Below are 14,037 nucleotides of genomic sequence, written 5' to 3'. Positions count from 1 at the left end.
TGTGATCCGGATCACCGTTGAGGTTGACCCCGGGTCAGGGTGGAGGCTCCTCGCAACGGCACGACGCCCGACCGGGGCGCGGACGAGGTGGAGGAACAGCATGTCCAGCAGGGGTGCGGAGCAGGGGCAGGACCGTCCGGAGCTGCGGGAGGCGATGGCCGAGCTGGTCGGGGCCGGCTTCCTCGGGGTGCAGCTGCGGGTGAACGACGGGCGGGGCGAGTGGGTCGGCGGCGCCGGGGTGCGGGAGGCGGGCCGGGACGGCGGGGTGGTGACGGACGGGCACTTCCGGATCGGCAGCAGCACCAAGAGCTTCGTGGCCACCACGGTGCTGTCGCTGGTGGCCGAGGGCAGGTTCGGCCTGGACGCGACGGTCGACGACCTGCTGCCCGGGTACGGTCTCGACCGGCGGATCACGGTGCGGATGCTGCTCCAGCACACCACCGGGATCTTCAACCACACCGGTGAGCTCTACGAGGACGGGACGATCGTGCTGGGCGTGCCCTGGCAGGGCAAGGAGTGGGTGGACAACCGGTTCCGGACGTACCCGCCCGAGGAGTTGGTGCGGCTGTCCCTGTCCCGGCCGGCCCGGTTCGCGCCGGGTGCGGGCTGGAGCTACGCCAACACCAACTACGTGCTGGCCCGGATGGTGGTCGAGGAGGTCACCGGCCGGCCGTTCGCCGAGGAGCTGCGGCGGCTGGTGCTCGAACCGCTGGGGCTGACCGGCACGGTGGCGCCGGGCGCCTCCCCGGAGCTGCCCGAGCCGCACAACCACGGCTACTACCGCTACCAGGACGCCGGGCGGGAGCGCACGATCGACGTCACCCGCCAGAACCCGTCCTGGGTCGGCGCCGGTGGCGACATGATCTCCACCACCCGCGACCTGCACCGCTACTTCTCCGCGCTGATGGGCGGCCGGCTGCTGCCCGCCGACCTGCTGGCCGAGCTGCGCACCCCGGAGCCGACCGCCGGGTACGGCCTGGGGGTGTTCGCCCAGGAGACGGCCGGCGGCACCGTCTTCCACCACCACGGCGCCACCATGGGCTCGGCGGCGCTGATGTACGGCTCCCCCGACGGCCGCACCACCCTCACCGCCGGGCTGACCTGGGTGGACGACGCCGCGATGTCGATCGCACCGGCGTTCCAGGCCGCCCAGCAGCGTTTCGTCGATGCGGTGTTCCGCGGCGAGGCCGCCCGTCGCGGCGAGCCGGCCCGATGAGGAACGGGGTCACGATCGGGCAGGCGGCGGCCTTCGTCGGCGTCACGGTCAAGACGGTGCGGCACTACCACAAGCTCGGCCTGGTCGCCGAGCCGGAGCGGGACGGCTCCGGCTACCGGAGGTACGGCTCGGCCGAGTTGCTGCGGCTGGTGCAGGTGCGGACGCTGGCCGGCGCGGGCGTGCCGCTGGCCGAGGTCGGGCCGATGCTCGACGCCGACACCGCCCGGTTCGACACCGCGATAGCCGAGGTCGCCCGCGAACTCGACCAGCGCATCGCCGAGTTGACCGCCCGCCGGGACACCCTGGCGCGGCTCGCCGACGGCGACCGGGCGCTGCTGCCCGACCGCGCCTGCGCACTCCTGGCGCGGATGCCCGGCCTCGGCCTCGGCGCCGACTACGTGGCGGCGCAGCGCGAGGCCCTGGTGCTGACCCGGGCGCTGGTGCCGGAGGGCTTCGACGGCTTCCTCGACCTGCTCGAACGCCGTTTGGACGACCCGGAGTTCGTCGAGCTGACCAAGCGCGGCCGGGAGGCCGAGGGCTGGGCGCCGGACGACCCGAGGATCGAGGAGCTGGCGACCGCCCTGGCCGACCGCTACCTCGCCGACCCCGCGCTGCTGGGGGATCCGGCCGACCAACGGCTGTGGGCCCGGGCCGCGGCCCAGTACCGGCTGATCGACGGCCACCGCGAGGAGCAGGCCCCGGTCTCGGCCCGGCTGACCGCGCTCACCGAGGCCAGGCTCCGCGCCGGAGGCGTCCGGCTGCCGCCCCGCTGACGCCGGCCCCGCCGAGCCCGTAGAGGCCCGCCGCGGGGGCGCCGGGGCCCGGCGGCGTCGTGGCGCCGGCGCCACGGGCCGGGCCGGGCCGGGCCGGGCCGCCGTCAACCCGCCACCAAACAGCGGAATCCCGCCCTCCCTCCGGCCGGACCTTGGCAGCGGCGAACCGGACACGCTACGGTGCGCCAGCCGATCATGACACCGGGTCACCGCGGCCCAGGGGAGGAACCCGTGACCACCGCCGTCCCCGTGCCCCCGCGGGCCGCCGAAGCGGACGCCCACACCCTGGCCTGGTGCACCCGGTACGGCCTGCTGGCCACTCCGGGCGCCGCCGAGCACTTCCGGCGGGCCCGCTTCGGCGCGCTGGCCGCCCACACCCACCCGGAGGCCTCGCCGGAGTCACTGCCGGTACTGGCGGACTGGTTCGCCTGGGCCTTCCTGCTCGACGACCACCTGGACGCCGGCGCCCACCTCCCCGGCCAGGGCGGCGCCCCGGGCGGCCGGCCGACCAGCGGGCTGCTGGCGGACCTCGCCGCGGTCGTCGAGGACCGCCCGCCCAGCCGGGTCCAGCCGCTGACCACGGCGCTGGCCGAACTGTGGCACCGTACGTCCGCCGCCATGGCCGCCCCCGTCCACCGCCGGGTCACCCGGCACCTGCACGAGTACCTCGACGCCCTGGCCGCGGAGTCCGGGCAACGCAGGCAGGGCCGGACGCCGACGCTGCCGGAGTACACCGCGCTGCGCCGGATCACCGGCGGTGTGCGGGAGGACCTGGACTTCGCCGACCACCTCGCCGACCGCTCGCTGCCCGACCGGCTGTTCGAGCACCCCTGGCACCTGGAGCTGCTGGCGGCCGCCGGGGACGTCATCAACTGGACCAACGACCTGGCCTCCTGGCGCAAGGAGCAGGCCGGCGGCGAGGTCCACAACCTGGTCCTGGTCCTCGCCCACCACAGCGGTTGCCCGCCCGAGGAGGCCGCCGAGCTGGTCCGGCGCCGGATCGCCGAGCGCCGCCACCGCTTCGAGGCCCTGACCGGCCGTCCGCCCCACCCGCTGCTGGCCCGGCGCGCCGCCGCCCTCCGGCAGTGGGCGGACGGCTTCGAGGCCTGGCTCGCCGACACCGCCCGCTACCGCGGCGGGGGCCGGTAGCCGTCAGGCGTCGTAGCGGTGGACGAACGGCCGCCCGGGGCAGCCGCGGCACTCGAACAGGTACACCCCGCCCAGGTCGCCGAGGCGGAGCCCGGGGCCGTCGATCCGGGCGTCGCGGTCCTCGACCGGGGTCCAGGCCTGCCGGGCGTCGTGCTCCTCGCAGCTCTCCACGGTCAGCAGGTGCTCCATCGGCGCCCCGCAGCCCGCGCAGTCCGGCCACCTCGCGTCCTGGGACCACCCGGGGTACCCGCCCAGCTTGACGCCCGGCGCGGTCGACAGGTGGTACTGGTAGTCCCAGCCGGTCTCCGCCTCGACCTGCTCGAAGCGCGGCTCCAGGGAGTCCCAGACCTCGTCCGACAGGTCCCAGCTCGGGTACTCCGCCACCACCTCCGGATGCACCACGCACGGGCGCGGCACCCGCCCGTACCCGGCGTCCGACGGAGCCGGCGGCGCCGGCCGCACCTCCCCCACCTCCGCCGCCGACCGCCAGCGGACCAGCGGGACGACCCAGCCGCGCTCGTGCTCCCGCGGACACCAGAGCAGCTGGAGCAGGTCCCGCCCCGCCGGGAACGCCACCGGCTCCGGCACGTCCTCCCGACGGACCTGGACCACCGCCACCATCGGCGACCCGGGGTGCTCCGGGCACTCCGGCCACGGCTCCCCCACCGGCCACAGCAGCGGACCGCCCACCGAGCTCTCCCCGCAGCCCGGCCGGCCCGCCCGCGGATGCAGCCGGACGGTCTCCCGGCGGAGCGGGACCAACTCGGGGAACAGCTCTTCGACGTTCAGCGGGCGCGGGGGCGTTCGACGGGTCACCCGGCGACCGTACCGGCGGTGATCACCCGCGCGCACCGGGATTTCGGCGGGGTCGCCCACCCCGGCGGGCGTCCGTCGAGGTGTGCGACCCCCCGGTCCCGGGAGACGCTGGGAGCATGCCCGCCCCGGACGACCGTCCCGTGACCAGGCGCCGCCCGGCCCCGCGGCCGCTCGGCAGCCGCCCGCCCCGGGTGGTGCTGCGCCGGGCCCGTCCGCCGGCGCCCCGGGAGCACGTCCCGGCCGGGCTGCGCACCGCCGCCGGGTACACCTGGCGGCTGGGCCTGCTCGGGCTGGCCGCGTACCTGCTGGTCGGGGTCCTCGGCCAGCTGCAGGTGCCGGTGATCGCGCTGTTCCTGGCGCTGGTGATCACCTCCGTGCTGCGTCCGCCGGTGGACCTGCTCGCCCGTGGGCTGCCCCGCCCGCTCGCCGTGCTGCTGGCCTTCGTGTGCGCGGCCGCGGTCGTCGGCGGGGTGCTGGCGCTGGTCGGCACGAACGTGGCCGGCGAGTGGAACAGCCTCGGCAACGAGCTGCACGGCGGGCTCGGCCGGATCGACCACTGGCTCACCGGCGCCCCGTTCCACCTGCGCCCCGGCACCGTCACGGACCTGCGCACCAAGATCGGCGCGTTCGTCTCGGCGCACCGTTCGGCGCTGCTGACCACCGCGCTCAGCGGCGCGAGCCGGGCCGTCGAGCTGGTCACCGGGCTGGCCCTCGCGCTGTTCTGCTCGGTGTTCTTCCTCCACTCGGGGGAGCGGATGTGGCGCTGGGCGGAGCACCAGCTCCCGGCCGGGGCCCGGCCGGTCTGGAGCCGGGCCGGGCGCACCGCCTGGCGCAACTTCGCCGGGTACACCCGCGGGGTCCTGATCGTGGCGGCGACCAACGCCGTGCTGGTCGGCATCGCCCTGTCCCTGTTGCGGGTGCCGCTGGTGCTGCCGCTGACGGTGCTGGAGTTCGTCGCGGCGCTGGTGCCGCTGATCGGCTCACCGATCGCGCTGGCGGTCGCCGCACTGGTCGCCCTGGCCGCGCGCGGGCCGGTGGTGGCGCTGCTGGTGCTCGCCCTGATCGTGGTGATCGGCCAGCTCGAGGGCCACCTGCTGCAACCGCTGGTGCTGAGCTGGTCGGTGCGGATCCACCCGGTGGCGATCGCGCTGTCGGTGATCGGCGGCGCCGTGCTGGCCGGGGTGCTGGGGGCGGTGGTCGCCGTGCCGGTGGTGTCGGTGGCCTGGGCGGTGCTCGTCGAACTGCGCGACCACCCACCGCGTGACCACTCGCCACGCGGCCACCCGCCGCGCGGACAGCCGGAGGCACCGACGCCCGCCGCGGAGCGCTGAAGGGCCGACCGCAGGAACACCCCTGACGCGGCCCCGGCCGACTCCGGACCCCCCTGGCGTTATACGTTTGACGTCGCTGATCGCACCGCCCGAGGAGAGACCCGTCATGGCCGACCACTCCCCCGTCCACCTGCGCGCCGCCATCGAACTCGGCGCCTCCGCCCGGGCCCACGGCAACCACCCCTTCGGCGCGCTGCTCACCGACCCGGCCGGGTCCGTCCTGCTCACCGCCGAGAACACCGTCCTCAGCGACCACGACGTCACCGCGCACGCGGAGACCAACCTGGTCCGCGAGGCCTCCCGCACCCTGGCCCCGCACCAACTCGCCGACGCCACGCTCTACTCCAGCACCGAGCCGTGCGCGATGTGCGCCGGGGCGATCTACTGGAGCGGCATCCGGCGGGTGGTCTACGCGCTGGCGGCGACGGAGCTGAACGCCATCGCGGGGGTGGACCCGGAGGAGCCGGTGCTCGACCTGCCCTGCCGCGCGGTGTTCGCGGCCGGCGGCAGCACGGTGGAGGTCGCCGGGCCGTTCCTGTACGAGGAGGCCTCGGCGATCCACGTCGGTTACTGGGGGTGATCGGCCGAGGTGCAACCGGGGACCCCGGCCGCTAGCCTCCGGAGGCATGGACCTCAAGCTGGCGGGTCGGACGGTGGTGGTCACGGGGGGCAGTTCCGGGGTCGGCCGCTCGGCGGTCGACCTGCTGCTCGCCGAGGGCGCCCGGGTGGCGACCTGCGCCCGGGACGGCCGGCGGCTGGCCCGGACCTGGGCCGGCCGGCACGCCCGGCGGCAGCGGGAGCTCTACCTGCACGCCTGCGACGTCCGCGACGAGCCCGCCGTGGCCGGATTCATCGAGGCCGCGGCCCGGCGGCTGGACGGCATCGACGCGGTGGTCGCCAACGCGGGCGAGGGCGGGCCCAACACCTTCACCGACGCCACGCCCGAGCAGTGGCAGCAGGACCTGGAGAGCAAGCTGCTGGGCGCCGTGCACCCGGTGCGGGCCGCGCTGCCCTGGCTGCGCCGTTCGGACGCCGCGCGGGTGGTGCTGATCGGCGCCCTGATCGGCCGGGAGCCCGAACCCGCCCTGGTCACGGCCAGCGCCGCCCGGGCCGCGCTGGCCAGCCTGGCCCGCTCGATGGCCACCGAACTCGCCCCGGACGGCATCCTGGTCAACACCGTCAGCCTGGGCATCATCGACACCGAACGGCAGCGGGCCGTGCACTCCGCCTCCGGCAGCGCCGAGCCGTACGAGCAGTGGTCGGCCGGCTGGGTGCACCGGCGCGGCGTCCCGCTCGGCCGGATGGGCCGCCCCGAGGAGGTCGCCCCGGTGATCGCGCTGCTCGCCTCGCCGCTGGCCTCGTACATCAGCGGCACCGACGTCACGGTGGCCGGCGGCGCGGGCCACTCCGTCCACTGACCGCCGCCGCCCGAGAGGCAGGAGGAGACCCCATGGCCGGACAGATCAGCTACCGGCGGATCTACGAGGACGCCTCGCCGCAGGACGGGCGGCGGGTGCTGGTGGACCGGATCTGGCCGCGCGGGATGCGGAAGGAGGACGCGCACCTGGACGAGTGGCTGCGCGACGTCGCCCCGTCGACCGGACTGCGCACGTGGTACGGCCACGACCCGGAGCGCTTCGCCGAGTTCCGCCGCCGCTACCTCGCCGAACTGCGCGACGCGGACCACCGGGAGGCCGTCGGGCACCTGCGCGAACTGGCCGCCGAGGACGCGCTCACCCTGCTGACCGCGACCAAGGACGTCGACCACAGCCAGGCGGCCGTGCTGGCCGGGTGGCTGGCGGAGCGGAAGCACTGAGCGGCCAGGGCGGCCGACGGACGGGTGGAGCGACATGACGGCGATCATCGTCCTGTTCGAACTGGAACCGGACGAGGCCCTCGGGCCGGACGGCGTGGAGCCGGCGGTGCTCGCGGTGCACGCGGCGGGCGGCGACCCGGACGTGCCCGAGGACCCGCTCCCGCGCACCCTGTGCGGTCTGGACACCGATCCGATGGAGCACTCCCACTACCGGCCGACCCGCCCCGGCGAGCCCTGGTACCCGCCCGCCCTGGCCGACCGGCGCTGCCCGGCCTGCGAGGCGGCCCTGCGGGCCCGCTGAGCCGCTCGGCGGCCGGGTGTCCGGCGCCGGGCGTCCGGCCCGGGGCGGTCAACCGGGGTGTTCAGCGCCGGGTGTTCAGCCGGGGTGGTCAGCCCCGGGCGGTGAAGCGCCGCCGTCCGAGCACCACCGCGGCCGTCAGCGGCACGGTCGCGGCGGCGGACACCGCGAACAGCAGCTCGAACCGCCCCTGGCCGGCCGGGCCGCCGCCCAGCCCCGCGCCCAGGGCGCTGCCCACGAACAGCGCGGCGACGTAGCAGGAGACCGCCGTCCCGCGCGCCTCGGGCACCACCGAGGTCGCCCAGGCCTGCAGTGTCGTGTGCAGGAACGCCCAGCCCGCACCGAGCAGGGTGGCCACCAGCGCGTACGTCGCCACCCCCGGGGCCGCCGCCGCGGCCGCGTAACCGGCCAGCACGAAGGCACCGCCGATCGCGGCCAGGCCGTGTGCCGAGATCCGTCGGGCCAGCGCCTTGACAGCGCGGGTGAACACCAGCGTCCCCGCGCCGTACAGGGCGGTGACCGCGCCGGCCGCGGCCTCGGAGAGGCCCCGGTGCTCCAGCGCCGGGGCGACGAAGGTCAGCCCGCCGAGCAGCACGGCGCCCTCGACCACGCCGAGCGCGGTGACCACGTACGCGGACCGGCTCCGCAGCACCGCGCCGAGCTGGGTGGCCAGGCTCCCGGCCGGGGCCCGCGGCGGCTCGGCGACCCGGCGCAGCCCGATCGCGGCCGTCGCGGCGGCGAGCGCCGGGACGACGAACACCAGCCGCCAGTTCAGCCAGTTCGCGACCACCCCGGCGAACAGGGCGGCCAGTCCGCTGCCCAGTCCGAGCGCGGCCATCAGGTCGGCGAGCGCGGACTGTCGGCGCTCGGGCCCCACCGCGTCGCCGACGAAGCTCAGCGAGGAGGGGACCACCGCGCCGAAGGCGAAGCCGGTGAGGACCCGCAGCACGGCGAGCACCGTCAGGTTCGGCGCGGCGGCCGAGGCCAGACCGGCCAGTGCGGCGACGGCCAGGGCCGTGCGGACCACCCGCAGGCGGCCCATCCGGTCGGAGAGCACGCCCCAGAGCGGTTGTGACAGTCCGTAGGCGAGCGCGTAGCCGCCGGCCACCGAGACGGCGCCGGTGAGCGGGACGTGCAGCGCGGCGGCGACGGTGACCAGCACCGGGCCGATGGCGAAGCGGTCGAAGTTGGCGGTGAAGGCGGCGGCGGTCAGCGGGAACGGGACCTTGGTGTCCGGACGGGCAGCGACCGGTTCGGCGGTGGGGGCGAGCGGTGTCATGGCTCCCATCCTCGGGGCGGTGCGGCGGCCCTCCGGGCGCCAGGCGTGCACGGATCATCCTGGGAGTGGGAGTGACAGGCTGACCCGGGATCCGGGGGTCGTGCGCCGGGGTCGGAGGTCGGGGCGACACCAGCTCGTCGGAGCCGGGTCCGTAGGCTGGGGCCCACCATGGACGATCGTGACGTACAGCGCCGGGCCGCGCTCGGCGCCTTCCTGCGCTCCCGGCGGGAGCGGCTGACGCCCGACGAGGTCGGGCTGACGGGCGGTCCGCGACGCCGGACCCCCGGGCTGCGTCGCGAGGAGGTGGCGCTGCTGTCCGGGGTGAGCGTGTCCTGGTGCTCCCGGCTGGAGCAGGGGCGCCCGATCGCCGCGTCCGGTCAGGTCCTGGACGCGCTGGCGACCACCCTGCGGCTGACCGCGGCCGAGCGGCGCCACGTCTTCGAGCTGGCGGGCGAGGGCGACGCGGCACCGCGCCCGGCGGCCGACGGCTGCCCGGCGGTCGGCGACCACCTGCGGGCCACCGTCGCTGCCCTGTCCCCCGTCCCGGCCTGCCTGCTGGACCGGCACTGGGACATCCTCGCCCACAACGACGGCGAGGCCGCCCTGTACGACGGACTCGATCAACTCACCGTCCAGCGGCGGAACATGATCTGGCTCTACTTCGGCTGGCCGCCGATGCGCAGCATCCTGAAGAACTGGGAGGCCGAGTCCTGGGCGGTGCTGGCGCAGTTCCGCGCCTCCGCCGACCGCCACCCCGGCGACCCGCGCTTCGCCGAGATCGTCGCCGACGTCTCCGCCGCCGACCCCGGCTTCCCGGCCCGGTGGGAACGCCATGACGTGGCGGGCTTCACCCCGGCGCTCAAGCGCTTCGACCACCCGCGGCTCGGCTTCCTGACCTTCCGCCAGGCCAAGCTGATCGCGGCCGAGGACCCGGAGCTGCACCTGGTGGCCCGCCACCCGGCGGACCCGGGCACCCGGCGGGCGGTCGAGCGGGCCGCCGCCGGGGGCTGACCGGTCCGGGGCGCTCCCGCGTCTGACGGCCCTCGGGCGCGGACCGTCAGGCACGGACCCTCGGGCGCGGACCGTCAGGCACGGACCCTCGGGCGCGGGCCGTCAGGCACGGACCCTCGGGCGTGGGCCGTCAGGCGCGGGCCGTCAGGCGCGGGCCGTCAGGCGAAGCCGAAGCTCCGGCCCGCCGTCACGTCGAGGGTGTCCCGCAGCAGCGCCAGCGCCGCGCCGAGCGGGCTGGAGCGGCCGCCGCTGACCGTGATGTCGCCGGCCTCCGGGCAGCCGTAGACGACCGCCTTCTCCGGGCCGGTCAGCGCGTGCAGCGGGTCGCCCGGCGCGGTCCGCTCCAACCGGACCTCGACCACCAGCGGACGGTCCGCGGACGCGCTCGCCACGGCCCGCAGTCGGTGCCCCTGCGCGGCCGCGGCCCGCGCCGCCCGGCCGGCCGCCTCGTCCACCGGCTCGGTGGCGATCCGGACGGCCGACGGCTCCCAGCCCCACAGCAGGGCCGCGAGCAGCCGCACCTTGGTGGCCGCGTCGGCGCCCGAGAGGTCGGCGGAGGGGTCGGCCTCGGCGATGCCCCGGTGCTGCGCCTCGCGGACCGCCGCGTCGAGCGGGTCGCCCGCCGCCAGGCGGTCCAGCACGAAGGTGGCCGTCCCGTTGGGGCAGGCCCGGATCGACCGGCAGCCGAGCCCGCGCACGCCGGTCCGCGCCAGGTCCGCCGCCGGGAGCGCGGCGCCGGTGGCCCCGGAGATCCTGATCAGGCTGCCGCCGGCCCGGGCGGCGTCCCGGAGTTCGCTCCAGTGGCTCAGCAGGTGGCTCTTGGTGGCGGTGACCACGTGGACACCGCGGCTGAGCGCCAGCACGGCCTCCGCCGCGGCCTGCTCCCGCGCCTCCGGGGAGGACGGCAGCGCCTGCACCAGCACCTGTGCGCCGGTCCGGTCGAGGGTCCCGGCCAGCGGCGCCGACGGGCCCCACTGCGCGCGCGGCGGGACCGGCCCGCCGTCGTGGAGCAGCGCCTCGGCGGACCGGACGCGGACGGCGGCGAGCCTCGGGCGGACCTCGTCCTCGGGCGCGGTCCCGGCGGCCCGGGTCAGCAGTCGCTCGGCGTAGGCGCGGCCGACCGGGCCGTAGCCCGACAGGACGACCGCCGGGCCGGCCGCCCCCGGTGACAGCGGACCGCTCCCGGCCCGTGGAGCGGACCTGACATCTGGTGAAGGCATCCCGGCAGCGTACTCCCGGGGCCCCCGGCCGCTCCGGGCGGTGCCGCCATCCCACCGGGTCCGGCCCGGTGGCCGACCGGGGTGTCCCGGGTTTGCATGGGGTGACCGAGCCTCGAGACCCCGGAGGTCAGCGTGTACGAGATGTGGGCCGAGCACGACCCGGCGGTGTCCCCGCCCGCCGTGGTGTGGCACGTGGTGGCGAAGGACGATGCGACGGCGTCGTTGTGCGGGCGGTTCCTCGAACCGTCCCAGCGGGTCGTCCCGGCGGGCGACGGCGCCGGCGCGGAGGTACCGGACCGGTACTGCGACCCCTGCCTGGTGACCGTCCGCGAGGTGCTCACGGCGAGCGATCGCTGACGGCGGCGGCGTCCCCCGCGCAGGGCGGCGACTGACGCCCCGAAGGGCGCGCCCGGCCGGCCTGCCACCGGATCGGACCGTCAGACCGCGCAGGCCTCGTCGACCCCGTGGGCCGTCCAGTCCGGGAACGGGTCGTCCCCGGCGTCCACCGCCTCCCCGGCGGCGAGGAGGCAGTCGGCGAGCCGGGCGTGCAGGGCCTCGGTGCGCAGGTCGGTGCCGATGAAGACCAGTTCCTGTCCCTGCTCCGGGGTGTGCACACCGACCGGCTCGAACCGGGCGACCGAACCGGCCTGGGACCACAGCCCGGTCAGCCCCGGCCGGGTGGCGAGGCGGAAGAACCCCTTGGAGCGCAGGACGCCCCCGTAGGCCCCGCTGTCCAGCCCGTCGGTGACGAACTCCCAGAGGCGGGCGGGGTGGAAGGGCCGCTCCGCCCGGAAGACGGTGCTGGAGATGCCGTACTCCTCCGTCTCGGGGACGTGGTCGCCGTTGAGTTCGGCGACCCAGCCCGGGGCCTGCTGGGCGCGTTCGACGTCGAAGCGGCCGGTGCCGAGCAGTTCGGCCGGGTCCACCCGCCCGTGCCGGGCCGGGACGATCCGGGCCGCGGGGTTCAGCCGGGTGAGGGCGGCCCGCAGCCGCACCGCGTCCTCCGCGCCGACCAGGTCGAGCTTGTTGAGGACGATCACGTCGGCGAACTCCACCTGGTCGATCAGCAGGTCGCTGACCGTGCGTTCGTCCTCCTCGTACTGGTCCAGGCCGCGCGCGGCCAGCTCGTCGCCGCGGGCCAGCTCGGGCAGGAAGTTGGCGGCGTCGACGACCGTGACCATGGTGTCGAGGGCCGCGACGTCGGTGAGGGTCGCACCGTCGTCCCGGGCGAAGGAGAAGGTCGCGGCGACCGGCATCGGCTCGGAGATGCCGCTGGACTCGATCAGCAGGTAGTCGAAGCGGCCCGCCCGGGCCAACCGGTCGACCTCCTCCAGCAGGTCGTCGCGGAGGGTGCAGCAGATGCACCCGTTGGTCATCTCGACCAGGCGCTCCTCGGTGCGGGAGAGTTCGGCCCCGCCGTCGCGCACCAGCGCGGCGTCGATGTTGACCTCGCTCATGTCGTTGACGATCACCGCGACGCGCAGGCCCGCGCGGTTGTGCAGGACGTGGTTGAGCAGGGTGGTCTTCCCGGCGCCGAGGAATCCGGACAGGACGGTGACCGGCAGCGGACGGGTGGCCGGCAGCGGACGGGTGGCGGGCAGCGGACGGGTGGCGGGCTGGGGCACGGGACGGGTCCTCGTCGTTCGGGGGCATTCGAGGTCAAGATGAAAACGGATGTCATTTCACCATAGGCCACGCCCGCCCTGCGACCCGCCCCCGAGCGGGGCGCACCCCGCATACCGTCCACGCCGGTCGCACCGGTCGCACCGGTCGTCGAGGCGTGACGATTCACCCGCGCGGGTGGTTTGAAGTTCCCCCACGGCGCCTCGCCACCCCGTCGTGATCACATCGCGTCGGCCCGGATTCGCCGGGTCCCGTTCGAAGGGGGTGGCCGAGAGGTGTCGGCAGTCCGGATACGACGCGTCGCGCAACGACGGTTCCCGACCGGGGACCGGGCCGCTCACGGCCCGGCCGACGGCACAGCCGGTGGCAGGGACAGGACCGCGGGCTCCGCCCGCCGACCCGAGGAGTACCGTGCTGTCGTCGCCACTGCCTGACGCCGCCGTCGGGGCACCCCCGGTCGCCCGGCTGCTGCGCGAGGCCCGCGCCGCGATCACCCCCGCGCTGCACGGCATCGTCGGCGAACTGCCCGAGACCGTCCGCCGGGTGGCGGGCTACCACATCGGCTGGTGGGACGCCGAGGGCCGCCCCACCGCCGACTCGGGCAAGGCGGTCCGGCCGGCGCTGACGCTGGCCTGCGCCCGCGCCGCCGGCGGCGCCGCCACGCCGGGGGTGCTGGACGCCGCGGCGGCGGTCGAACTGGTCCACGACTTCTCGCTCCTGCACGACGACGTCATGGACCGGGACACCTCGCGCCGGCACCGCCCGGCGGCCTGGACCGTCTTCGGCATGGACCGTGCGGTGCTCACCGGCGACCTGCTGCTGACCGCCGCCCTCCGCCGGCTCTGCGCCACCGCCCTCGCCCCGGTGCTCGCCGACGCGGTGCTGGAGCTGGGCACGGGCCAGGCCGCCGACCTCGCCTTCGAGGAGGCGGCCGAGGTGGGCCTCGCCGAGTGCCTGGCCATGGTCGAGGGCAAGACCGGCGCGATCCTGGGCGCCGCCTGCGAGCTCGGGGCGCTGGCCGCCGGTGCCGCCGCGCCGGCCGCCGCCGGGTACCGCGCCTTCGGCCGGCACCTGGGGGTGGCCTTCCAGCTCGTCGACGACGCCCTCAGCATCTGGGGCGACCCCCGGCGGACGGGCAAGCCGACCGGCAACGACCTCGCGGCCCGCAAGAAGTCCCTGCCGGTGACCGCCGCCCTGCTCTCCGGCACCGCCGCCGGAGACGAGTTGGCGCGGCTGCTCACCGGCGCCCGCGGCCTCGACCCGGCCACCACCGCCCGCGCGGCGGACCTGGTCGACCGGGCCGGGGGCCGCTCCTGGGCCGCCGCCGAGGTCGACCGCCGCATCGACGCGGCCCTGCGGGCCCTGGCCGGGGCCGGACCCACCCCCGAGGGCGCGGCCGAACTGCGGGCCATCGCCGCGCTGGTGACCACCCGGGACCATTGACGGGCGGCTCGACCGCCCTTCGAACCGATATTCACTCGATCGGATGATCAGCTGACGTGGAC

General features: G+C 76.3%; 15 protein-coding genes. 11 read left to right on the top strand and 4 right to left on the bottom strand.

Features of this window, described 5'->3' with window-relative positions:
• Positions 1–100 precede the first annotated feature (100 nt).
• The 3 genes from AB0O91_RS00635 to AB0O91_RS00625 all read left to right on the top strand — a co-directional run bounded on the left by AB0O91_RS00635 (position 101) and on the right by AB0O91_RS00625 (position 3,138).
• A complete protein-coding gene (locus AB0O91_RS00635) occupies positions 101–1,216 on the top strand; it encodes a serine hydrolase domain-containing protein (RefSeq protein WP_363426769.1) in 1,116 nt (371 codons plus the stop codon).
• Positions 1,213–1,989: a MerR family transcriptional regulator gene (locus AB0O91_RS00630; RefSeq protein WP_363426767.1), complete on the top strand. Its 777-nt coding sequence runs from the start codon at positions 1,213–1,215 to the stop codon at positions 1,987–1,989. The genes AB0O91_RS00635 and AB0O91_RS00630 overlap by 4 nt, the downstream gene beginning before the upstream one ends.
• A 231-nt stretch (positions 1,990–2,220) precedes the next feature.
• Complete coding sequence (locus AB0O91_RS00625) at positions 2,221–3,138, top strand: terpene synthase family protein (RefSeq protein WP_363426765.1); 918 nt, start codon at positions 2,221–2,223, stop codon at positions 3,136–3,138.
• Between the two features lie 3 nt (positions 3,139–3,141).
• Here AB0O91_RS00625 and AB0O91_RS00620 read toward each other — a convergent pair whose 3' ends face one another.
• Complete coding sequence (locus AB0O91_RS00620) at positions 3,142–3,954, bottom strand: DUF1963 domain-containing protein (protein ID WP_363426763.1); 813 nt, start codon at positions 3,952–3,954, stop codon at positions 3,142–3,144.
• A gap of 116 nt (positions 3,955–4,070) precedes the next feature.
• On the opposite strand from AB0O91_RS00620, the gene AB0O91_RS00615 reads away from it, so the two are divergent.
• From AB0O91_RS00615 to AB0O91_RS00595, 5 genes are all read left to right on the top strand, one after another.
• Positions 4,071–5,285: an AI-2E family transporter gene (locus tag AB0O91_RS00615; RefSeq protein ID WP_363426761.1), complete on the top strand. Its 1,215-nt coding sequence runs from the start codon at positions 4,071–4,073 to the stop codon at positions 5,283–5,285.
• 106 nt (positions 5,286–5,391) lie between these two features.
• Positions 5,392–5,865, top strand: coding sequence for a nucleoside deaminase (locus AB0O91_RS00610; RefSeq protein WP_363426759.1), 474 nt, complete (start codon positions 5,392–5,394; stop codon positions 5,863–5,865).
• 46 nt (positions 5,866–5,911) lie between these two features.
• A complete protein-coding gene (locus tag AB0O91_RS00605; protein ID WP_363426757.1) occupies positions 5,912–6,703 on the top strand; it encodes an SDR family oxidoreductase in 792 nt (263 codons plus the stop codon).
• A gap of 32 nt (positions 6,704–6,735) precedes the next feature.
• Positions 6,736–7,101: a DUF488 family protein gene (locus tag AB0O91_RS00600; protein ID WP_363426756.1), complete on the top strand. Its 366-nt coding sequence runs from the start codon at positions 6,736–6,738 to the stop codon at positions 7,099–7,101.
• Between the two features lie 34 nt (positions 7,102–7,135).
• Positions 7,136–7,402, top strand: a complete 267-nt coding sequence (locus AB0O91_RS00595) for a hypothetical protein (protein WP_363426754.1) — start codon at positions 7,136–7,138, stop codon at positions 7,400–7,402.
• Positions 7,403–7,490: 88 nt separating this feature from the next.
• Here AB0O91_RS00595 and AB0O91_RS00590 read toward each other — a convergent pair whose 3' ends face one another.
• Positions 7,491–8,678 (bottom strand): MFS transporter, encoded by a 1,188-nt coding sequence (locus AB0O91_RS00590; protein WP_363426753.1) that lies wholly within the window; start codon positions 8,676–8,678, stop codon positions 7,491–7,493.
• Between the two features lie 168 nt (positions 8,679–8,846).
• Here AB0O91_RS00590 and AB0O91_RS00585 point away from each other — a divergent pair, with 168 nt between their 5' ends.
• Positions 8,847–9,689: a helix-turn-helix transcriptional regulator gene (locus AB0O91_RS00585; protein ID WP_363426752.1), complete on the top strand. Its 843-nt coding sequence runs from the start codon at positions 8,847–8,849 to the stop codon at positions 9,687–9,689.
• Positions 9,690–9,847: 158 nt separating this feature from the next.
• Here the strand turns inward: AB0O91_RS00585 and AB0O91_RS00580 are convergent, their stop codons facing one another.
• Positions 9,848–10,909, bottom strand: coding sequence for a homoserine dehydrogenase (locus AB0O91_RS00580; protein ID WP_363426751.1), 1,062 nt, complete (start codon positions 10,907–10,909; stop codon positions 9,848–9,850).
• Positions 10,910–11,041: 132 nt separating this feature from the next.
• Here AB0O91_RS00580 and AB0O91_RS00575 point away from each other — a divergent pair, with 132 nt between their 5' ends.
• A complete protein-coding gene (locus tag AB0O91_RS00575) occupies positions 11,042–11,266 on the top strand; it encodes a hypothetical protein (RefSeq protein ID WP_363426750.1) in 225 nt (74 codons plus the stop codon).
• A gap of 80 nt (positions 11,267–11,346) precedes the next feature.
• Here the strand turns inward: AB0O91_RS00575 and AB0O91_RS00570 are convergent, their stop codons facing one another.
• Positions 11,347–12,534 (bottom strand): GTP-binding protein, encoded by a 1,188-nt coding sequence (locus AB0O91_RS00570; RefSeq protein ID WP_363426748.1) that lies wholly within the window; start codon positions 12,532–12,534, stop codon positions 11,347–11,349.
• A gap of 409 nt (positions 12,535–12,943) precedes the next feature.
• Between AB0O91_RS00570 and AB0O91_RS00565 the strand changes: the two genes are divergently transcribed.
• The gene (locus AB0O91_RS00565; RefSeq protein ID WP_363426746.1) at positions 12,944–13,975 is read left to right on the top strand and encodes a polyprenyl synthetase family protein; all 1,032 of its coding nucleotides are present in this window, start codon (positions 12,944–12,946) and stop codon (positions 13,973–13,975) included.
• Positions 13,976–14,037: the final 62 nt, after the last annotated feature.

Source organism: Kitasatospora sp. NPDC089797 (genome assembly GCF_040684795.1).
GTDB lineage: Bacteria > Actinomycetota > Actinomycetes > Streptomycetales > Streptomycetaceae > Kitasatospora.
Note: the sequence above shows the minus strand (reverse complement) of the source record. Positions and strands in the feature narration are given on the sequence as shown.